Source organism: Reichenbachiella sp. (assembly GCF_965233835.1).
GTDB lineage: Bacteria > Bacteroidota > Bacteroidia > Cytophagales > Cyclobacteriaceae > Reichenbachiella.
The window spans coordinates 3,866,248-3,888,413 of record NZ_OZ247585.1 but is presented as its reverse complement, the minus strand read 5'-3'; the positions used below and the strand labels follow the sequence as shown (position 1 = coordinate 3,888,413).

12 protein-coding genes and 1 tRNA gene are annotated in these 22,166 nt (G+C 41.3%); 11 read left to right on the top strand and 2 right to left on the bottom strand.

Annotated features, from left to right (window positions below; all coding sequences use genetic code 11):
* Positions 1-42: 42 nt before the first annotated feature.
* Positions 43-660 (bottom strand): HAD family hydrolase, encoded by a 618-nt coding sequence (locus tag ACO6S2_RS16380; protein ID WP_422359641.1) that lies wholly within the window; start codon positions 658-660, stop codon positions 43-45.
* A gap of 255 nt (positions 661-915) precedes the next feature.
* On the opposite strand from ACO6S2_RS16380, the gene ACO6S2_RS16375 reads away from it, so the two are divergent.
* Positions 916-989, top strand: a tRNA-Ile gene (locus tag ACO6S2_RS16375).
* Between the two features lie 410 nt (positions 990-1,399).
* Positions 1,400-3,952, top strand: a complete 2,553-nt coding sequence (locus ACO6S2_RS16370) for a beta-galactosidase (RefSeq protein WP_422359640.1) — start codon at positions 1,400-1,402, stop codon at positions 3,950-3,952.
* Between the two features lie 263 nt (positions 3,953-4,215).
* On the opposite strand, the gene ACO6S2_RS16365 is transcribed toward ACO6S2_RS16370, so the two are convergent.
* Positions 4,216-5,874, bottom strand: coding sequence for a hypothetical protein (locus ACO6S2_RS16365; protein WP_422359639.1), 1,659 nt, complete (start codon positions 5,872-5,874; stop codon positions 4,216-4,218).
* Between the two features lie 241 nt (positions 5,875-6,115).
* On the opposite strand from ACO6S2_RS16365, the gene ACO6S2_RS16360 reads away from it, so the two are divergent.
* The 9 genes from ACO6S2_RS16360 (at position 6,116) to aldA (ending at position 22,151) form a co-directional block, all read left to right on the top strand.
* Positions 6,116-9,241: a SusC/RagA family TonB-linked outer membrane protein gene (locus ACO6S2_RS16360; protein WP_422359638.1), complete on the top strand. Its 3,126-nt coding sequence runs from the start codon at positions 6,116-6,118 to the stop codon at positions 9,239-9,241.
* Positions 9,242-9,259: 18 nt separating this feature from the next.
* Positions 9,260-11,014 carry a RagB/SusD family nutrient uptake outer membrane protein gene (locus ACO6S2_RS16355; protein ID WP_422359637.1) on the top strand — a complete coding sequence of 585 codons (1,755 nt, stop codon included), beginning with the start codon at positions 9,260-9,262 and terminating at the stop codon, positions 11,012-11,014.
* A gap of 12 nt (positions 11,015-11,026) precedes the next feature.
* Entirely contained in the window at positions 11,027-12,613 is a 1,587-nt protein-coding gene (locus tag ACO6S2_RS16350) for a hypothetical protein (RefSeq protein ID WP_422359636.1), read from the top strand.
* Between the two features lie 164 nt (positions 12,614-12,777).
* The gene (locus ACO6S2_RS16345; protein ID WP_422359635.1) at positions 12,778-14,997 is read left to right on the top strand and encodes a T9SS type A sorting domain-containing protein; all 2,220 of its coding nucleotides are present in this window, start codon (positions 12,778-12,780) and stop codon (positions 14,995-14,997) included.
* Between the two features lies 1 nt (position 14,998).
* Positions 14,999-17,542 carry a glycoside hydrolase family 2 TIM barrel-domain containing protein gene (locus ACO6S2_RS16340; RefSeq protein ID WP_422359634.1) on the top strand — a complete coding sequence of 848 codons (2,544 nt, stop codon included), beginning with the start codon at positions 14,999-15,001 and terminating at the stop codon, positions 17,540-17,542.
* Positions 17,535-18,713, top strand: coding sequence for a glycoside hydrolase family 117 protein (locus ACO6S2_RS16335; protein ID WP_422359633.1), 1,179 nt, complete (start codon positions 17,535-17,537; stop codon positions 18,711-18,713). The genes ACO6S2_RS16340 and ACO6S2_RS16335 overlap by 8 nt, the downstream gene beginning before the upstream one ends.
* A 21-nt stretch (positions 18,714-18,734) precedes the next feature.
* On the top strand, positions 18,735-19,754 hold the full coding sequence (locus ACO6S2_RS16330) for a zinc-dependent alcohol dehydrogenase (RefSeq protein WP_422359632.1): 1,020 nt from the start codon (positions 18,735-18,737) through the stop codon (positions 19,752-19,754).
* A gap of 91 nt (positions 19,755-19,845) precedes the next feature.
* On the top strand, positions 19,846-20,610 hold the full coding sequence (locus ACO6S2_RS16325) for an SDR family NAD(P)-dependent oxidoreductase (RefSeq protein ID WP_422362452.1): 765 nt from the start codon (positions 19,846-19,848) through the stop codon (positions 20,608-20,610).
* A 101-nt stretch (positions 20,611-20,711) separates the two neighbouring features.
* On the top strand, positions 20,712-22,151 hold the full coding sequence (gene aldA / locus ACO6S2_RS16320; RefSeq protein ID WP_422359631.1) for an aldehyde dehydrogenase: 1,440 nt from the start codon (positions 20,712-20,714) through the stop codon (positions 22,149-22,151).
* The last annotated feature ends 15 nt before the right edge of the window (positions 22,152-22,166 follow it).

Here is a 22,166-nt window from a genome sequence, read left to right as displayed (position 1 = left end):
AACAGCCCAATTTGTATGAGTTTGGTTTTTTCTTCCTTGTCCTTAAACATGTGATGTTAAGTTAAATATTTGATCTGGATGAGCAATGTGCATGGTATGAATTCCCAGCTGAGCTGCCGAATCCAGGTTGTGTTGTGTGTCGTCTAGGAATAGACATTCTTCGGCTTTGTTGTTGGATCGTTTTAGTATCTCTGTATAAATTTCTCCATCAGGCTTTCTCATTTTTAGTTCATGAGAGAAGTAAACCTCATCTGCAAAGGCATCTAAAGATTTCTCTCCGGATACTTTCTCAATAGTTTGATTAAAGGCTTCCACGTGAATGGCATTCGTGTTACTAAGGACTAATACCTGAAAGTCTTTTCGCAGTTCCTTCATGAAGTCCAATCGCTTTTTAGGAATTGGCCCTAGCATAGCGCACCAGGCTTCATCTATTTGCGCTTCAGTGAGTTGAGTACTAAACAAGTTATTGATACCTGTTCTCAGTTTTTGATCAGAGACAAGTCCTTTTTCATAATCCTGAAACAAACCAGGCTTAAAGTACATCTGGTAAATTTCATCAAATTTCCATCCGGTCAGTTGGCTCAGTACTTCTGGTGTGCGGTTAAAGTCCAGATCGATGATCACGCCACCAAGGTCAAAAATTATTGTTTTGATATTCACCTGTTTGTTTGTGTAATTTTGGGCAAATATGTAACATTGCACCTCCAAATTCAAGGCAGTCTCTTAGACTATTTTGAAGGGCTGAAAATCCATGGCAAATGGAGCGCTCATTTAACGAGCAACTGACTTGTAAGCAGTAGTTCTTTTAATGATCCGAAAATTGCAAAAGAAACAAGGCTATAACTCATTTGGTTATAGTATCTGTCCGGCACGCGTAGTGGCATAATCAGAAAGTCCTTGAATACATAAGATATTGGGCCTATAACTCAGTTGGTTAGAGTATCTGACTCATAATCAGAAAGTCCCTGGTTCGAGCCCAGGTGGGCCCACATTTAAAACCTCCATCGTTTATTCGGTTGGAGGTTTTTTTATGTCAGAAAATGTTTGGCCGTGCGAGAAGCGGGTTAGTTTGGAACGTTTTGCCTATCCCAATCGCATCGATCGCAAGTATCTGGCAGTCTTGGTGGGCCACATGTTTTCCCTATACTGCAAGTAAGGTGTATTTAGGTTTAGTGCGGAATTCAATGAATTGTAAGGAGTCCAATTCAGTTCTCAAAGGCATTTTTTAATCCTTAAATTCGACCCGGAGTGACAAATTTCCTTGTTATAAAGTACTATATAAGTTCACATAAGGCGAAAAGTTTATTCAAGCATTCTTACAGGTAATCAGGTAAAATATGGCAGACACAGGATAACATAGACTCAACCGTTTGGAACTTTCATAAATAAATTTGTTTATATGAATAACGATTTTAGAGTTCAATTCCTGATTACTGCCTTTATTTTATTTTGTACCACTCTGAACGGACAATCACTCCAAGATTTAGCCGAACAAAAGCTGACTGAACTCAATACCTTGATCAGTACAGCTGAGGCTGCTGGGGTTGATGCAATTAAAGAGAGGCTCACAGTGAGAACGGCTGAGATATATCTAGATTTTGCAGTTTGGGATGAAAATAACATTGAAGCAAATACAAAGCAATTTGAAGCCGGGTTTCATTATAGAGATGAAGCGGCAGCAACTGCAAAGCTACTTCCTGATTTCGAACGGCAGGATGTAATTACCATGTTGGAAGAAGCCATCCTTGAACTTACTCAGGTTATCAATATGGAAATCACAAGAGCGACTATCCCACAGGTAGATTGGGCAAGTGTTTCACATGATGGAGATCAGCTTACTTTTGAAGGCCGTCCGGTATTTTTAACAGACTGGAGTTGGAAACCTGAAACGGCACAATTACAGGCCTATCATGGTCAACTAGATGGTGTGTTTATCACTCCCAGTTATGTAACCAGTGAAGCCGGAACCATCAATAGCAGTCAATCCAGCAATTTGTCTGAAAAATCTAGTGGAACCATGGGGTTCATTTTCATCAATCATAGAAATATTCCGGATTGGGCTAAGACAAAGTATGGAGCAGGTTTTGAAATCAAAGATCCGTCAAATGTGAGGTACACAGAGTACGATATTGATCACCCTGGGTCAAGAGAACTAATAGGTGCGTTGATCGGCGGAATGATACCACAAATGGCTGGAAAACAGTATTCTAACTTAGGTTATATGATGTGTAACGAGCCACATTTCATTAATACAAAAAAAGAAAATGGTGACTTATCATGGGCCAGCAGTGGAGTCTCTGAATACACTATCGATTCGTTTAGGTATTGGTTAGCTAAAAAACACGAAGTGATTGCAGATCTCAATACTATTTGGGGGGCTGATTTTGGAACCTTTGACGAGGTGTCAATTGATATTCCAATCTCAGTAACACTGCAAGGTACTCCAAAGTGGTATGATTGGATGTCTTTCAATATGGATCGAGTGACCAATTGGTATCAGTATATGAAAGACACCATCAAGAATTCAGATCCGACTGCCAAAGTTCATCTCAAGCTCATACCAGGACAATGGACCAGTGGATTACGAACTCATGGCCTTGATTTTGAAGCGCTTACTCGAATGTCAGACATCATAGGCAACGATACTGGGGCCGAGCATCGTAGTTTTCCATGGAAAACTGACCCTTGGGAAGAACACTACATCTTTGAATGGCAGGAGATGGCTATGGCACATGACTTCTTCAAATCCATCAGCCCAGAAAAAATTATGTTTAATACAGAATCACATTTCTTATCCACAAAAGCTTCAATCAATTTATATCTGAATCCACTGCATGCACGTGCAACTTATTGGCTTGCACATACTCAAGGTATGTCGGCGAGTCAAACGTGGTATTGGTCTCGTAGGGAAGATGGAAGTGCAAGAAATCAAAATGACCAAGGATATGCTGGATCCAATAATCATCAGCCGAGAGTGGTCAACCAAGTCCATTCAACACTAATGGATCTCAATGCACATTCTGAAGAAATTGTGGCCTTTCAGCGTCAGCGAAAACCTATTCGGCTGTTTTATTCGAAGGCTTCGTCAATCAATAAAATCTCCCACATGGAGGAGCTTACAAAACTTTATGAATCCTTATATTTTGATGGAATACCGTTAGGGTTCGTGACCAAAGATATCTTGTTGGAACAAGATGCAAGCAATTGGGATGTGGTACTTGTATATCAAACACAATTTGTAACTAAGGAAGATGTTGAGGCACTGCAAGCATACATTAATGCAGGGGGTCGTGTGATCATTGATGATGTAAGTTTTGCCTCCGATGAATATGGGCAGAGTATTTCGGGTCTTACCGGTTCAATGACTACAGTCAATGGTATCGATAATATTAGAAGTGCGGCATTGACTGTTGTAGAAGCAGCAGGCCAGTCTCCAGCAGTAACGGTGACTGAACAGAGTGCGGAAGACTTTCCGATTTGCACTTGGAAATCAATTGAAAATATTTCTGGCAATCAAGTATTGTCAATTGTCAACGTTGGGAAAGTTGATGCAAAAGTATCATTGTCGCTAAATGGAGCAACTCTTGGTACAACTACAAAAGATTTACTGAAAGGTATTGATATTAGCAACGAGCAAGTGCTGAGCCCATATGAAGTCTTGTTTGTAGAACTCCGAGATGAAAAAAGTCAATTTGTAGAGATACTAGAGACCAACGAAAAGGCATTGGAAACTCAGCCCATCCTATATCCTAACCCCAGTAGTGATAGCATTCTCATACAAGGAATGGATAAGAGAACCGTTGTTCGCATCTATAACCTGGGAGGTGTTGAGCAAATCGTGCCTCAATCTAATGGTGAATCAATTTCAATTAAACATTTAGCAAATGGCGTATATCTAGCTTCTGTGTCTGATGATAATCAGGTCACAGTAATCAAATTTGTGAAAATGTAAGGGTGAATAGGATTTTGAAACATGAATTTATCTTAGGTATCACCATTTCAGATGTAGAACTGATGGATAAACTCATTGAACAGAGTATTTATATTTACAACTATGATCGGCCGTATTAGAGCTGTTGGATGAATACGCCAGCATCTATGTACCAACAAAACAAAAGCAAGATCAGAAACTATAGAAACAAAAATAGCATCGAGTTAAAATCCGATGCCACATAATATTTTATCCTAAAATCTGTAACGCTTATTTAGGACTAGTCACTCAAATTTTCCAATAAAATCTTCCAGGTTGTCGCTGCGCTCCAGATTCAATTTTTTTCTAAGCCTATATCTGGTGGTGTGCACACTTTCTATGGATATGCCTAAAAGCTTAGCCATGTCTTTACTAGTGAAATTGAGTTTGATGAGTGCACATATTTTTTGATCCCCCTGACTTAAACTAGGATATTCCTGGTTCAATTTATTATAGAAGCTCTTGTTTACAGACACAAAACGAGTTTCAAATTCTTTCCAATTGTTGGAAGAGCTAATATCAATGCTCTTAGCTAGCTTGGTAAGCTTCTTGGTGTCTGGATTATTTTTTTGTTCGTTAATCTGATTTTTTAGGTCTGTTAGGACTTCATCTCTCTGAATGACCTGAAGGGCAGAGGCAGTCAGTTCTTTGTTTTTAACTTCCAGTACTTCTCTTGTTTTTTGAAGCTCTAGACGTTGTTTTTCCTTCAGTAGCCTTTTTTCAGCTTTATATCTGGTTCTGAAGTATCTGTATACCACAAATATTAGAATGATCAGAAATATGATTGTGCCATAAAGAATCAATGATTGTAAGTACCAGATTTTATCTTCCTGTTCGAGCCTAGCCAATTTCTCTTCTTGCAGTATTTTTTGCTGTTCTTCTTTCTCTATCCGAAATTCATCTTTTATTTCTAGTATAAATCGGTTATTATCACTTCGACTTCCGAATTGGCTTTCGTTTAGCGTTTTAGCCTCCAGAAGCATGTCGTAGGCATTTTTCATATCCCCTTTTTCAACAAGCAAGTGAGAAAAGCTCTCATATATTTCAGGTACAAGATCGAGGTGACTCTTGTGTATTTTACTGGCCTCAACGGCACTCTGGAAGTATCGTTCAGCAAGTTTCAGGTTGCCCATATCGTGATATATCTTCCCTAGAAAGGAATGATAAATAACAAGGTAATCGTGCCTATTTTTGACAAAGTAGTTTTCTAGGGGGAGTAAAGTGGCTAAAGCCTCTTTGTGCTTCTTTTCACCATGAAGTACATATCCTAGTTCGGCTGAAATAAAAGCATTGCTGTCTTCTAGACGTTCGTTGATGTTTTGTACAAGTCTGCAGCTGTCCAGGTATAGCCTAGCAGTTATGAATTGTCTATTTTTTCTAAAAAGGGTAGCCATAGCATAGTAGTCAGCCAATAGAATCTGCTTATTTAGATTCATTTCCTTTATTCGTACTTTATTGATTTTAATACTTTGGGTAAAGTATTTAATAGCATCGTCGTCTCTTCTGTATAAACTGTACAGCCAGCCTAGCCCCGTAAACACGCTAGCTCGGGCGCCGCTATGATCGATATGGTCAGCCAGAGAAAGCGCCTCCCAATATCCGTCATAGGCTAAGCCAAAGTTGGCATTATGTGCATACAAATCAGACAAGTCTACGAGGCTTTGAATGGCAGCTAAAGTATCACCATTTTGCATGTTTTCATTATAGCTCAGTTTGAATAAAAGTATCGAACTATCTGAGTTCTGAAATTTCAGTTCATTCGCTTTTTCGAGGTACCGAATAGAAATTTTTTCCTGTAAAACAGATTGACTTTGACTAAATGCCTGACAAAATGTTCCTAAAAACAATAGAACAAAAAAGTGTATTTGTCTAGTAGCTTCAATTTTTTTTACAGTGTTTGTCATGTTTTTATAGTTCTGAATATCAGATAATTGTGTAATTTTAAATCCCATTTTGTCTAGTTGATATTCCCTAAAATATCCAGCCTGTATAGTTTTCATCTAGTGGCAAAAAAAGGTTTTTTTTCTGATAAAAAACATATTTGATTGAGCGAAAAGAAATCCTCCCTCCGATCGAAGGGCATTTGAAAAGTGATTTTATAAGCGTTCATCAAAATGATTTTTACAAAAGCAAAACACTATTTGAATGGAAAAATATTTTACATTATCTAAAAGGTGGATTGTCCTTTTTATGATTCCCATATTCGGCTTTGCAGAAGCACAGCAGAATGTAGGCGGTAAGGTGACAGATTCTGCTGATGGCTCTGGAATACCAGGGGTCAACGTGTTAGTAAAAGGTACCACCACAGGTACAGTTACAGATTTGGACGGAAACTTCAAGTTAGAAGTATCTGATTCAAATACTGTTTTAGTATTTAGTTATATAGGTTACGTTACACAGGAAGTTTCGGTAGGCGACCGATCAGTAATTGACATCCAATTGGCAACTGATGCCAAGCAGTTGGATGAAATTGTTGTAGTTGGCTACGGTACTCAAAAGAAGAAAGAGGTAACCGGTGCAGTTGGTTCACTGGGTAGTGAAACTATTTTGAAGACGCCCACTGCAGATTTAGGAAGCGCTATCCAAGGCCAAATCGCTGGGGTAAATGTACAAGCAGCCAATGGTCGTCCTGGGGAAACCGCTAATATTCAAATTCGTGGACTAAGTTCTATTGATGCTGATAGATTAGGTCCATTATATGTGGTTGATGGAATTCCTTATCAGGGTAACCCAAATATCGCACCTGAGCAGATCGAATCGATTGATGTCTTGAAAGACGGAGCTTCTGCTGCCATTTACGGTACCAGAGCTTCTGGCGGGGTGATACTGATTACTACCAAAGCCGGTAAAGCAGGAGAGCTTAAAGTTGATTTCACTTCTTACGCAGGTATTCAGAACATTACTTCTGGTACACCTCTAAACAATACCCAGCAGCAAATGTATGTAGAGGATGTGCGATTAGATGCTGTTGGACAAGAGCCATTGATTTTTACCTTCAATCCTGACGCATTGGATTATGATTCCGATTTTGTTGGAGATGTTCAAAATGACAATGCAGTAATGCAGAGTTATAATTTGCTAGTATCTGGAGGAGAGGATAATCTTACTTTCAGTATTAATACAAATTATTTCGGACAAGACGGTGTTTTGATTAATTCTGGATACGATAGATTTTCTACCAGATTGAATGGTCAGTTCAAAACTAAAAAGTTTAGAGCTTTTGCAAGTATGGGAATCACCAATGAAAGACGTGAACAAGAACCTTGGGCTTTGTATGAATATGCTATTGTTCAGCCACCATGGCAGAGAGGACTAAGTGATCTTGATCCAGTGGGCTCAAATGGTGTGTTTGTACCAACAAGAAATGCCGTTCAGTACGGATGGTTGGCCAGACAGCTTCAAAATGAGGATGATAGAACGACCAATGGATATAACCTCGCCTTAAATCTTGAGTATGAGTTTGTAGACGGTCTGAGCTATCAAGTAAACTTAGGCTTGAACGAATCTAATTATAGGAGAAAAGAATTTGTGCCACAGTTCCTTACTTATGGATTGAATGGATTGGAGCCAGCAGGTTCAAATATGGATGCTACAATTGATGAGACGTTTAGATTGAATCAAGGCCAGGTTTGGGAAAATTTATTGAAATACAACAAATCATTTGGTGCACATAGCATTAGTGCAGTTGCTGGTTTGACCTATGAGAGATATACTGAAAATTTGGTGACAGCGGGTGTAAGTACACTTTTGAGCAATGATACTAAAGTATTGGGCGCTGGAGTGTCTGCCAGAGTTGGAGGTTCAGATAGCGAAAGAACATTGGTTGGAAAACTGTTCAGACTACAATACAGCTTTAATGAAAAGTATATGGTTTCTGTGAGTGTCCGCCATGATGGATCTTCAGCATTTGGTGACGACAGCAGATATGCGACATTCCCTGGCGCCTCGGTAGGTTGGAATATTAGTGAAGAAGGGTTTTTCAAAAATGCCGGAGCATTATCCTTTATTTCTAACATGAAACTTAGAGGTAGCTACGGTCAAGTAGGAAATCAAAATATTGGACTCTACCTTGATCAAAATACAATTCAGAATGGAGTGGATTACGTTTTTGGAACAGGTGCTGATGAGAGCCTTGCTTCTGGAGCTGTTCAGAGAGGTTTTGCAAACCCTCTAGTGCAGTGGGAAACATCTATTTCAAGGAATATTGGGGTTGATATGAGCATGTTCGCTGATCGACTCAATTTGTCTGTTGATTTATATAAAAATGACAGACAAGACATGTTGCTTCCGCAGGCGTTGGCTCCATCTAATGGAACAAGCCCAACCCGTTCGGAAAACCTCTACTCAAGTGTAGTTGTGAATGGGGGTAACATGGAAAACAAGGGGATTGAAGTAGCCTTGAATTATAGGAATGAAACAGCCTTTGGTTTAAAGTGGAACATTGCAGGAACTTTCACTAAGAATATTAATAAAGTAACTGACCTCAATGGAATTGAAGGCTTTGCTTTTAGTGGAGGTCGTCCTATTCTTTCCAGAGGAGATAGGATAGATTATACTACATTCTTGATCGAAGGATACGAAGCGGGAGCTTTCTTTTTGGTTCAAAATGAAGGAGTAATTAAAACCGCAGAACAATTGGCTGATTATCAGGCTATCAACCCTAATGCAATGATGGGTGACATCATGTACACTGATCAGCTGACTGTAGATACAGATGGTGATGGAGTTCCAGATGCTGGGGATAATGTAATTAATGACTTGGATAGAGTTTATTCAGGATCTGGACAAGCAGATTTTGAAGCAGGACTTTCATTGGGTGCAGATTTCAAAGGTTTTGATTTATTCGTTCAAACTTATGCTTCTGTTGGAGCAGATTTATACAATGGATCTAAACTATACGCATATTCAACAGGTAGACATAGAGATATGTATTATATGTGGTCGGTACACAATAGCGATTCTGATATACCTACAGCTAGAACTAATCAAGAGCATTCAAATACTAGAGCATTCTCTGATTATTATTTGGAAGACGGTTCTTATTTAAGAATTAGAAACATTACGCTGGGTTACTCCTTGCCGCAATCATTACTCAACGGGAAGTTAACTTCTGTAAGGGTATATGCTACTGCACAGAATCCTTTCACTTTTACAAAGTATGAAGGGTACGACCCAGAGATTGGTGGAGATGGAATATATACGAGAGGGGTTGATGTAGGAAACTATCCGATCACGAGAAATTTCCTACTCGGTTTACAAGTGAAATTCTAAACCTAAAAAGAGAGAAACATGAAAAATATTAATAAATATATATTGTTACTGACGGCTATTTTTACCATGGCTGGATGTGATGAAAGTGAATTTTTGGATCAATCCAATCCAAACAACATTACTACTGAAACCTTCTGGAAGTCAGAGAATGATTTTCAAGCTGCCTTATCTACGGTGTACGGAGCTTTGCAATTCGAATCAGTAAGTGGGGCTTCATTGACCTATGAAATGGTGCAAGGAGACTTAGGAGGTACAGAGTTTTGGTATCCACAAGACGCATTCGCAACCTTGAGTTTTACAAACAGTACTGAATACGTTTATACTAAGTGGAATGATTTGTATGTTGGCATCTTAAGAGCCAATCAAGTGATTGAAAACTTAAGTGCAGAGGATGCAGATTTTGATGCAGACATTAAAACGGCCATTGAGGCAGAAGCAAAGTTTTTAAGAGCATTTTTCTATTTTCAGTTGGTTCATTCTTATGGAGGAGCTGTGATCAAAACGACAGTTCCAAAATCTGGAGATGATTTCAATGGTGCTTTCTCCTCTATTGCTGATGTGAACACCGAAGTGATTATACCCGATTTGGAATTCGCCTATGCCAACCTTCCTACCTCTTGGGATGATTCGGAAAAAGGACGAGCTACCTGGGGTGCGGCAGCTGCCATGTTGGGAAAGGTGTATCTATATGCTGAAGACTACAATACTGCAGCTTCATATTTCGAGGAAGTGATTAATTCGAATCTCTATGCGCTGACAACTGATATTATGGACAATTTCACTCATTTCAATGAGTTTAATGCAGAATCAATTTTTGAAACCAATTACACCGATAGTTTTAAAGAAGGTGTTAATGGACAGGAAAAAGACGCCTATCAGTGGACATGGGGATCAGAAACAGGGTCTGAAGCGAGTGCTATTGGATGGCAAACAGGTCAGTTAAGCTTCGGCGGATACAATACGGTTTTGTCTTCATATTATTTACATGAAATGTTCACATATGATGAAAAAGATCCGGCAAATCCATTGAACCCGGCAACAGGTGTAGAATCTATGAGAATGGCAGCCACACTGGCCGCAGCTAATGGCGAAGGAGATTATTACAATTTGCCTATTGGAACAGAAGCCGGTTGGGGATTTGGACAGTCTGCTTATGTCAAAAAGCACTCCAATTGGTATCACGAAGACAGAGAGTCTGGTTTTGAAAGGTCAGGTATCAACTTCAGACATATCAGACTAGCAGATATCTATTTGATGTATGCTGAAGCGATTCTGCAGGATCAGGGAGATGCAGCAGCAACTGAAGCAATGGAGTATATTGACAGGATAAGGACGCGGGCTGGAGTAGTCACTTTGGAGTCTTACGTTGCCGATAATGCAGGTCAGTTTCCTGCCATGCATACAAGTGTTGTAGTGAATGGAGCTCATAGTTATGTGAATCCTACAGCAGCCAATTTATTGACACACATCATGATGGTAGAGAGACCATTGGAGTTGGCCTTTGAAGGACACAGATGGAAAGATTTGGTTAGATGGGGTATAGTAGGAGATGTATTGGCTGCGCATAGAGCAGATGAAGAATGGCTTTTGGCAAACATTGATGATGAGACAGATCCTCTTTGGAATACTGCACCATTCTATTTCAATGATGCTGCACGACCCGTAAGACCGGATTATGCAGTATCGGCAGGCAACTACAATTCTGCTACTCATGACTATTATCCAATTCCAACGGATGAAGTTCAAATCAACGTCAATTTGACGGCCAACTAAAAGAAATTACAGATGAAAAGAATATATAATATTGTAATCTTAGGCTTGATCATCGTCGGGATGGCGGCTTGTAAAGAGGAATACGAAGCTCCAGGAACCGAACCAAACAATTCAGTAGTGTTTAGTTCTGAAATGAGCATTGGAAATATAGTTCAAGTAAATGGTTTGATTGGTTTTGGAGATGCATCCGCGGGTGTAGTCGACAGAATATGGACTGTGCCTGAAAACGTTGCTACTATAGAAGATGAAGACGGAAACGTTTCAGACGAAGCAAATATCAATGTAGCTTTTAGTACCGCAGGGACCTACCAAGTAACACTACATCAGATTTTTGCTGGAAATGCATTTGTTGGAAACAAAGAAATAGGAACAGAATACGATACCACAATGTCGGTTACCGTGTTGGATTCTATTGACGTGGCTTTTACTGCTACTCATATCAATGACGACGGGACGTTAGGCAGTGCTTTGACGATTGGCAATGGAGCCGAAAATGAAGTAATAGCAAGTAAGTCTGTTAGATTCAACTACAGCGCAGTCGGTGCTCCAAATGAAGTAATTTGGACATTCGAGGGTGGTGATCCTGCTGAAGTAGAATACGACGGCAATCAAATTGTTGCCGGCGATTCAGATGATACAGACGTACGATTCAAAAGAATAGGTACTTATGGTGTTACTTTGATTGGAAGAAGGGATCGTCCGTTTGGAGGAGATACGGTTGTAATTGAAAACTTAATCAAAGTCATTCCTTCGACAGAACCAGTGGATCTTGATGCTGTTTATGACAAAGAGGATGAAATTGTTCTGAATTTTAGTAGAGAGATTGATCCTACGTCATTTGGTCCATCGAACTTCTCCGTGACCATCGAAAATGAAACAACATGGGAGGCTACAGTTCTAAAAACTGCGGTGGATCCTAATGAAGGAAACCTTGTGATTCTTACGCTGGATGGTGAAACATTATATGATGATGATACCATTAAAATTTCCTATACCCCAGGTATCATGCAAACTACAGATTTGGTAGCAGTAGAAGCGTTTACTGATGTTGAGTTGGTTTTCCTTCAAGGAGAAAATTTGATGACAGAAAATGGGTATGATGTAGGTATGGAAACCTCCACACCTACAAACTGGCCTGACTTAGGTTGGGGAGGAAATTGGGCATTGTTTGATTTGTCATTCTCAAGCACTCAGGTATATTCTGGATCTAAGAGTATGTATATGGAGTGGGAGGCCGCTGGTGGATGTATTGTCGACCACAGAGATGACTTGGGTGCCCAGTATACATTTGGACTTGAATCAGGTAAGACCTATGAGTTAGGATTCTGGATTTATATCGAAGATCTTGGAAACGCTGACACGGGTGATGGTTTTATGCCAGATTTGAGATTCTACCCAGATGATTGGTCTACAGAATTGGCTTTCTTCTTCAATGACGAGTTTCCTACAGGTGAGTGGGTGTATCAATCCACTACCTGGTCGCCAGGAGCAAGTAGAGATTTCTATTTGATGATGAGAGGATATAATGCAAGTAGTACTGTTCCTATGAACTTCTACCTAGATGACCTCACCGTCTTTGAGCTAAACTTGAGACCATAACACACTTATTTATGATCAAATCCGGGCCGAAACCCGTCCCGGATTTACTTAACTGAAGCTTTTCTGGTTTTAGAATAGACATAAACTATCCTGTCTACTCTTATCACATTCAAGTTTCATTCATCAAGATTTTTTCGATCCAGTTTGAAAATCGAACACCTTTTATGCAGGTAAATAGAAAAATACTGTTTTTACTTTTCTTAATTGGAATCTCTACGCTAGGGTTTCAGGTCAAGGCTCAAGTGGCTGTTGATATCAACTTTGATGTGAAACATCAGGTTGGGAGTGTGTCTACTTTCGACAGAAACAAGTTTGTGACTATCCATGCCGATATCAATGAAAATGAGTGGGAAGGTAATAATTTCACCGAAGACCTGAGAAATGATCTACTCAATGGGTATGATGTCTACATGGGCAGAAACACAGGCGGTATCACTTGGTATCTCAACAGCAGTACGAATGAAGATCCTTCTAGATCTGGTTATGCAAACCCATCTGACATTACCTCAAATGGCACCAACCTAAAAAATACATATGCGGCACAAACAAGCCTGCATGTCTACGAGCATAGAAACGATCAGATCATTGCAGCGCAGCTACATCCATTTTATCCCGATGGTCAGCTCATCAATGACACTTGGTCCTTTTCGCAAAATGATACAGATGAAGAGCCTTTTGGTACAGCTACCGGAGAGTACATGGGTCGATTTATTAGAGATGCTTTCGGTTCGGGAACCACCGCCGGCCAACCAAAACCGAAATATGTAGAAGTAATAAACGAACCGCTATGGCATCTGGTGGATTATGGGGACGATTCGCCCGAGCAAATCTTCAAGTTTCACAATTCAGTGGCGGATGAAATTAGAAAATACAATGACGATGTAGTCATTGGCGGTTACTGTACAGCATTTCCTGATCATGAGACAGACGATTTCAAAGAGTGGGAGGAAAGATGGAAGCTATTTATGGATATGTCAGGCGAAAAAATGGATTACTGGACCATTCATTTGTATGACTTCCCGTCTATAAACAATGGTAAGCAACTCTACAGAAAGGGAAGCAATATGGAGGCCACCTTCGATATCATGGAACAGTATAGTTTTATGAAGTTTGGAGAAGTCAAGCCCTTTATGATATCCGAATTTGGGGCACAAATGCATGATTACTTTGGTGCTTGGTCTGCCTATAGAGACTGGCTACATATTAAGGCCTCCAATTCGATGATGATGCAGTTTATGGAGCGGGCAGACATCATCAACAAAACCGTCAATTTCCTGCCCTTAAAAGCAGAATGGGGGACTTCTGGAGTAGATGATACATACAATCACAGATTGTTGAGAAAAGCTGATGAGCCCGAAAGCTATACTGGTGAATGGGTTTATACAGACATGATAAAAATTTATCAACTCTGGTCAGAAGTGAAGGGTACACGGATTGATACTTATTCTACAGATTTAGACGTAATGGTCGACGCATATGTTGATGGACATACAGCCTTTCTGATCTTCAACAACCTTAAATTTTCTTCAGTTTCTATTGCTCTCAATGATTTGGGCTTGAGTGATAATAAGGTGAAGGAGGTGGAAACAAAGCATTTGTTTCTAAAGGACAATGCAGCCCTATTGAACACCACCACTTCAACTGAATGGCCTGAGACTATTACGCTGGGAGCCGAGGCGACCATTATTCTTAAATGCACATTTGAGAATGAAATTGAAATTTCGGATACCTCTATTGAAACAAAATATTATGCTGACAGCTATCTCAAGCCTATTCAGGCAGGCACAACGGAGGTTTTTAATATCAACGGCGTAGCCAGTAGTTCGCATGGGGAAGCTGTTTTAAGAATTGGAATAGGTCGAGAACATGGAAAATCACTATCTCCTGAAATAAAGTTCAATGGAGAAATATTGACCCTGCCAGGCAATATCAGGGGAGATGAACAGACTGATCGAGATAGTTTTTTTGGTGTAATGGAAATTGCTGTTTCACATGCTCAACTAAAAGAGTCTAATGAGGTGAGTATCACTTTCGAAGACGGTGGTGGACATATCAGTAGTGTTGCGCTACAAGTTTTCGAGTTCAGTAGAGCAATTGAGCGCTTGGCACAACCTTTTGCCTTGGCAACTTCTCAACCTGTTACTCAAAACGCAACAATCATAATTTTCCCAAACCCAAGTCAAGATAGTTTATCCATTCAGTTTGCTAGCGAATTGATTGGCAATGAATGGAAGCTAGTAGCAGTAGATGGTTCGACAATATTGGGTCAAACCATTTCTACCACAAGAGTCAATTTGGATGTATCTGGATTGCCTGCAGGGCTTTATTGGCTCAGTGCAAAGCAGGGAAATAAAATTATAACTAAGAAAATAGTAAAGCAATAGAATGAAGCGAGGAATATATATCATGTTGTTGGGATTGGCTTTGATGTGGACATCGAAGTCTTTAAAAGCTCAAGAGTCCATAGATTTTAACTTCGATTGGGAGTTTATACTAAGTCAAGATTCTTTGACTGGTCGAGACTATCAAGCCATGGTAAATACCAAAGATTGGGAACAAGTTCGTCTGCCTCACGACTGGGTTATTAAAGGCTCATTCGACTCTACGCTGGTAAACACTGCACCAGCTACAGGTTATATCTATGGTGGAGGATTAGGTTGGTACAAAAAAACCTTCGATTTGGACCTGAACGATACACAAGAAGCTTTCATTCTATTCGACGGTGTGTACAACAATTCCGACGTTTGGATTAATGGTCAGCATTTGGGATTTCATCCGTATGGCTATTCCCCTTTCTTTTATGACCTCACGCCACATTTGAATAAGAATGGAAATGACAATGTGATTGTTGTAAGAATTGACCACACCCGATACGCTGACAGTAGGTGGTACACGGGTGCAGGTATTTATCGGAACGTCTCTCTGGTAGTTAAAAACAAAGTTGATATTCCAATTTGGGGAACATTTGTCACTACGCCAAAGGTGTCTGCTGAGCGTGCAGAAGTATCTGTTCAAAGCACCATTGTCAATCATTTCAAAAAGTCGCATAAAGGTTCGTTGGAGACTCAAATCGTAGCACCTAATGGAACTATAGTAGCCACTTCAGAGACAAAATATGACTTGGAGGAAGGGCAAGAAAAAACATTGGTACAAACCTTCGAAATCAACAATCCTGTACTCTGGGGAATCTTCGATCCCAATTTGTATCAGGCGGTTACTACCGTTACTTGCAAGAAGTTAAAGAATACTACCACAACAACTTTTGGTATCAGAGATTTCAATTTTGATCCCAATACTGGCTTTAGCATTAATGGAGAAAATTACAAAATCAAAGGAGTTTGCCTACATCACGATGCTGGCTTGGTAGGTACCGCCGTACCAAAAGGGGTATGGAGAAGAAGGTTAGAAATACTCAAAGAAGGAGGCACCAATGCGATCCGTATTGCGCACAACCCCGGCTCCAACGAATTTCTTGACCTCTGTGATGAAATGGGCTTCTTAGTCCAGGATGAGTTTTTTGATGAATGGGACAACCCCAAAGACAAGAGATTAAATCAGAATGAACAACACGATGACTATGAGTCCCGTGGCTATGCAGAACATTTCCAAAAATGGGCAGAGAAAGATCTGAAAAGTGTCATACTATCGCACCGAAATCACCCGTCCATAATTCAATGGAGCATAGGTAATGAGATCGAGTGGACCTATCCAAGAAATGCCAATGCCACAGGCTATTTCAACAACATGAACTGGAATGGCAACTATTTCTGGCAACCACCTCCATTTAGTACAGATGAGATCAAAAAGCAGTTGGCAACTTTACCAAAGGCCAAATACGACATGGCAACTACAGCGAAGAAACTGGCGGGTTGGACGAAAGAAATGGACACCACCAGGCCAGTTATTGCGAATAGTATTTTGCCTTCTGCCAGTCATTTGTCTGGAGTCGGTGATGTATTGGACATCATGGGGTACAGCTACCGTAGAGTACTCTATGATTATGGTCACAAAAACTACCCGAATCAAGTTATTATGGGAACAGAAAACTTGGCGCAATATCATGAATGGAAGGCGATCATGGAACGCCCATTTATCGCAGGTACATTCCTATGGACAGGTATCGACTATATGGGTGAGATCAGAGGACCGTGGCCAACTAAGGGTACGCTGAGTGGACTGCTTGATTACGCTGGATTCAAAAAATCATCATTTTTCATGATGAAGTCCTTATGGCAAGAAGAGCCGTCTATTCATATCGCAACGCAAACATTGCCACAATCTATCAACAGAATCGACGAGCAAAGTGGACAGCTAGTTGCGCAGGATGCAGAGGCATGGAAGACTGCGCTATGGGAATGGCATGAGGTCAACAATCATTGGAATTATAAGGTTGGAGAAGTGATTAGTATTGAGATGTACTCCAATTGTGAAGAAATCGAACTTTTTCTAAATGGAGAGAGTCAGGGAAAAAGAAGTCTGAATGAGTTTGAAGATCACATATACAAATGGGGTGTCGCTTTTCAGCCAGGTGAATTGAAGGCAGTAGGCTCGCTCAAAAGTAAAATAATAGAAGAGGTGCTGTACACTACTACTGAACCAGTAGCCATCCAACTAACAGTAGACCAACATGGATTAAAAGCTGATGCTTACGATGTAGCACATATCGTTGCACAGCTGGTAGATGCTCAAGGTCATCCAGTTAAAACTCAAGAGGCTAAAATCAAATTTGAAATAGAAGGTCAGCTTCGCATGTTAGGCATCGACAATGGAGCAGGGGATAATGTGCAAGACCATTATGCAAGTGAAATCGTGACAGATCAAGGTAGAGCACTATTCATCGTTCAGTCCCTGAAAGAGACCGGTAAAGCTGTTGTATCTGTTGCATCCGAAGCACTAGAATCAAATAAAATCATCATCGAAATTGAATAAGACCTTTATCTATATTGCCCTATTGCTTGGTTGGTCCAGTTGCATATCAGATAGTTCTTCAAGGTCATTGGCAGACAAGCAGGCATCAATACCGCAGCAGGCATTCGACCGACATGCAATTACCAATCCGAGCAAAATGAGTGCTGCTTCACTTCGTGCTTTTCAGCGAAACTATGGACAGGATGCTGCATGGTATCTGGAATTCAGCTATCACGAACTGAAAGGGGATTTAGCCTTTGAACCTGGAGTAGTACGCAGAGACCCTAGTGATGTTATCACAGTGGATGAGGTTATGTACGTGTATTACACCAAATCCATTGGGATGTCCTATGGCTTCGGCACAGGTGACCCTTCCAAAAAGGTATTCCCTTGGGACAAGTCGGACATATGGATTGCGGGATCAACTGATGGTACTACCTGGGTGGAAATAGGGAAAGTGATCAACAGAGGGGAAACTGGGTCATTCGATGACCGGTCAGTTTTTACGCCTCAGATTTTGGTTCATGAAGGAAGGTACTATCTAGTTTACCAAACAGTAAAAGCACCCTACGCAAATCGAGTGAAAAATCAAGTAGCTATGGCTTGGTCCAATAGCCCCACAGGGCCATTCACGAAAATGGAGGAACCCATTTTATCTTCATCTGATGATGGTGTTTGGGATGGAAATGAAGACAATCGCTACAATGTGAAAAAACAGGGTTCATTCGATAGCCACAAGGTACATGACCCGACTTTGGTTCCATATATGGGCAAATTTTATCTGTACTACAAGGGAGAACGAATGGGTGAGCGACTTACTAACGCTGGTCGTGAAATTCGCTGGGGTGTAGCTATTGCCGACCAGATAGAAGGACCTTATAAAAAGTCACCCTACAATCCTATCACAAATAGTGGACATCAGGTATGTGTATGGCCTTACAATGGCGGTGTAGCAGGATTGATGGTAGGCGACGGGCCAGAAAAGAATACCGTTCAGTGGGCACAAGATGGGATCAATTTCGAGATCATGTCGTATTTGAAAAACACACCTGAGGCGGTTGGACTTTATCAAAAATCTAGCTATGACGGCAATGAAGTAGAGGCATTGGGTTGGGGGTTGTGTCATGAAGTCACAAGTCCGGAAAGACAGTATATCAAAAGATTTGAGGGTTTCAAACCCCATATACCATAAAATAATTTTAGAAGAAAAGAGATGAAAGCAGCTTTTTATACAGGCAAAGGAAAATTCGAGGTAAGCGAAGGCAAGGCAGTTGCACCGGGGAAAGATGAAGTAAGGCTTGATGTGGCTTACTGTGGAGTATGTGGTACAGATGTACACATCTACCACGGAGTGATGGATCAGCGCGTTGGACCACCACAGACGGTCGGACATGAGGCTTCTGCCATAGTGGCTGAGATTGGAGAGGGAGTGGCTAACGTGCAAGTGGGAGACAGAGTAGCTGTAAGACCATTGAAATTTGGTGAACCGCATGCCTTTGACAAAGGACATGCACATGTGGGTAAAAACCTGAAGTTTATCGGTATCGATAGTGCAGGTGCTTTTCAAAATAGTTGGACAGTACCCGCTTATACTTTGCATAAGTTGCCTGAGTCGCTTTCGCTAAAACATGGCGCATTTGTGGAGCCTTTAGCCGTGGCTTGTCATGATGTGAAGATCGGTAGAGTGAAAGCAGGTGAAAACACATTGGTCATTGGTGGTGGCCCCATTGGTACCCTGATCGCCTATGTTCTCAAAGAAAAAGGTGCCAACGTAATCATCACGGAAGTGAATGAGGCACGGTTGGAAATGCTCAACAATCTGGGCTTTACTACCGTCAATCCTGCTAAGGAGGATTTGATGGCAAAAATAAGTGAACTGACCAACGAAAAAATGATCGATTGCGCATTCGAGGTTTCAGGATCAGCACCCGGCGTACAAACCATGACTGACGTGGTGAATGTAAGAGGCAGAATCGTGATGGTAGCTATCCATGGTGGTGATAAAAAGCCGGTGGACTTGTTTAAGTTTTTCTGGAGTGAGATTGAATTGCTCGGAGCCAGACTATACGAAGAAGATGATTATGAAGAAGCCATTCGAATTGCCTCGTCTGGTCAGATTCCTTTCGACACGCTGATTACGCAAACGGATACGCTGGACAATATTCAAAAAATATTTGAAATCATAGACAACAACCCGGCAGGGATGAAATACCTCATCGACTGCCAGAATTAAATATACACCGTCATCACGAAGGAGGCACGACTGAAGTGATCTTGTCTTTCGAAATGACGCATAAAACCAATAGGAATTAAAAAATATGAGCATACTAAACACATTCAAATTAGAAGGAAAAGTAGCCTTGATTACAGGTTGCAAGCGGGGAATCGGAAAAGCTATGGCTGTAGGCCTTGCCGAAGCGGGAGCCGACATTATTGGCGTGAGTGCCAGTTTAGAATTAGAAGGATCTGCAGTTCAGAAAGAAGTAGAAGCGACTGGAAAAAAATTTAAAGCTTATCAGTGCGATTTCTCTAACAGGGAAAGTCTTTATGAATTTATCAAAGCTGTAAAAGCAGATTTTCCAGTGATCGATATTCTGGTAAACAATGCTGGAACAATCCTTAGAACGCCAGCAGCTGAGCACCCAGATGACATGTGGGATCAGGTGATCGAAGTCAACCAAAACGCACAGTTTATTCTCACCAGGGAAATAGGAAAAGAAATGGTAGCCAGAGGCAGTGGTAAAGTGATATTCACTGCTTCATTGCTCACTTTTCAGGGCGGGATCACTGTGCCAGGTTACGCAGCCAGCAAGGGAGCCGTAGGTCAGCTCACCATGGCTTTCGCCAACGAATGGGCAAGCAAAGGAGTGAATGTAAACGCCATCGCACCAGGCTATATCAGTACGGACAACACCGAGGCATTGAGAAATGATCCAGTGAGATCAGAATCGATATTGAGTAGAATTCCAGCCGGACGATGGGGAGAAGCCACAGACTTTGCTGGGCCAACAGTATTCTTAGCATCAGACGCAGCCAGCTATATGCACGGCAGCATCATGCTAGTAGACGGTGGCTGGATGGGCCGCTAATTCTTGTATCTAGTAGTTGGACCTGGGGCTTTGATGCAGTACACGATGTGTCTAATGTCTAGAATCTAATTACTAATGTCTAAATACTAAATACTATCAAAATGAAAGACTACAAATTATTCATAAATGGCGAGTGGGTAGAATCCACGACACGCAAAAGGGATACAATCTACAGTCCGATCGACGAGAGCGAAGTAGGTACCACCGCCATGGGAGTGGAGGAAGACGCAGAAGCGGCCCTGAAAGCTGCCGAGGCCGCTCAAAAAGAATGGAAAAAATGGCCAGCTAGAAAACGTGCTGACTTACTACGAAAGTTTGCCGCAGAGATCAGAGCCAATAGAGATCGACTGGGAGAGTTACTCACTAGAGAGCAAGGCAAATTATTGTCCTTGGCCAAGTTTGAAGTGGACGTCACGGCCAGCTTCATCGAGTACGCCTGCGACGGCGCAAGAGCTATCGAAGGAGATATCGTTCAGTCCGACAATGAAGATGAGCATATCTGGATTCATAAAATTCCTAGAGGCGTTGTGGTAGCCATCACCGCCTGGAATTTTCCATTGGCCTTAGCCGGTAGAAAAATAGGGCCAGCTCTAGTAGCTGGAAACGCAATCGTAGTGAAACCAACGCAAGAAACACCCTTGGCTACTTTGGAGCTGGGTGACATTGCCAATAAGGTAGGCTTGCCTAAAGGTTTGCTCAACGTCGTGACTGGTTCGGGCAGAGTCTTAGGTGAGGCGTTGGTAGCCAATCCAATTACCAAAATGGTGACCATGACGGGTAGTACACCAGCTGGTCAGTCTATTTTCCGAACTGCTGCCAACAATTTAACGCATGTGCAGCTGGAGCTAGGGGGGAAAGCGCCATCCATTGTATTTGCTGATGCCGACATCGACCAAGCAGTAGACGCATGCTTCCACTCACGCTGGGACAACTGCGGTCAGGTCTGTACTTGTAATGAAAGAATGTATGTGCATGAAGACATTTATGATGTGTTCATGGAAAAATTCTTGGCGAAGACCAAAGCACTCAAAGTAGGTAACCCGATGAATGAGGATGTGGATATGGGCCCCAAAGTGAATGCCAGCGAATTGAAAAATATGGAGCATCTGGTAGCTAAAAGTATGGAAGAGGGAGCTACGATCGCGCATGGCGGTAAGCAGCCAGAAGGAGCAGAATTCGAAAAAGGATTTTGGTTTGAGCCAACCGTGATCACCAATGTAACACAGGATATGACTGTAGTACATGAAGAGGCTTTTGGGCCAATTCTTCCGGTAATTAAGTTCAGCGACTTTGATCAGGTGATCGAATGGGCCAACGATTGCGAATACGGTCTGGCAGCGATGGTTTTCACTAAAGACATGAAGAAAATACTCCGTCTCAATGACGAATTGGAATTCGGAGAAATCTACGTGAACCGAGGCCACGGCGAGCAGCACCAGGGCTTCCACAATGGCTACAAGCTAAGTGGCAGCGGAGGAGAAGATGGCAAGTACGGCTTTGAGCAGTACTTGGAGAAGAAGACGTTCTATGTGAAGTATTAATGGATTCCGTCATTG

Excerpts from the sequence above, each read along its gene's own strand:
- ACO6S2_RS16350 (WP_422359636.1), top strand. The coding sequence starts at position 11,027 with ATGAAAAGAATATATAATATTGTAATCTTAGGCTTGATCATCGTCGGG.
- ACO6S2_RS16355 (WP_422359637.1), top strand. The coding sequence starts at position 9,260 with ATGAAAAATATTAATAAATATATATTGTTACTGACGGCTATTTTTACC.
- ACO6S2_RS16330 (WP_422359632.1), top strand. The coding sequence starts at position 18,735 with ATGAAAGCAGCTTTTTATACAGGCAAAGGAAAATTCGAGGTAAGCGAA.
- ACO6S2_RS16340 (WP_422359634.1), top strand. The coding sequence starts at position 14,999 with ATGAAGCGAGGAATATATATCATGTTGTTGGGATTGGCTTTGATGTGG.
- ACO6S2_RS16365 (WP_422359639.1), bottom strand. The coding sequence starts at position 5,874 with ATGACAAACACTGTAAAAAAAATTGAAGCTACTAGACAAATACACTTT.
- ACO6S2_RS16345 (WP_422359635.1), top strand. The coding sequence starts at position 12,778 with ATGCAGGTAAATAGAAAAATACTGTTTTTACTTTTCTTAATTGGAATC.
- ACO6S2_RS16360 (WP_422359638.1), top strand. The coding sequence starts at position 6,116 with ATGGAAAAATATTTTACATTATCTAAAAGGTGGATTGTCCTTTTTATG.
- ACO6S2_RS16370 (WP_422359640.1), top strand. The coding sequence starts at position 1,400 with ATGAATAACGATTTTAGAGTTCAATTCCTGATTACTGCCTTTATTTTA.
- aldA (WP_422359631.1), top strand. The coding sequence starts at position 20,712 with ATGAAAGACTACAAATTATTCATAAATGGCGAGTGGGTAGAATCCACG.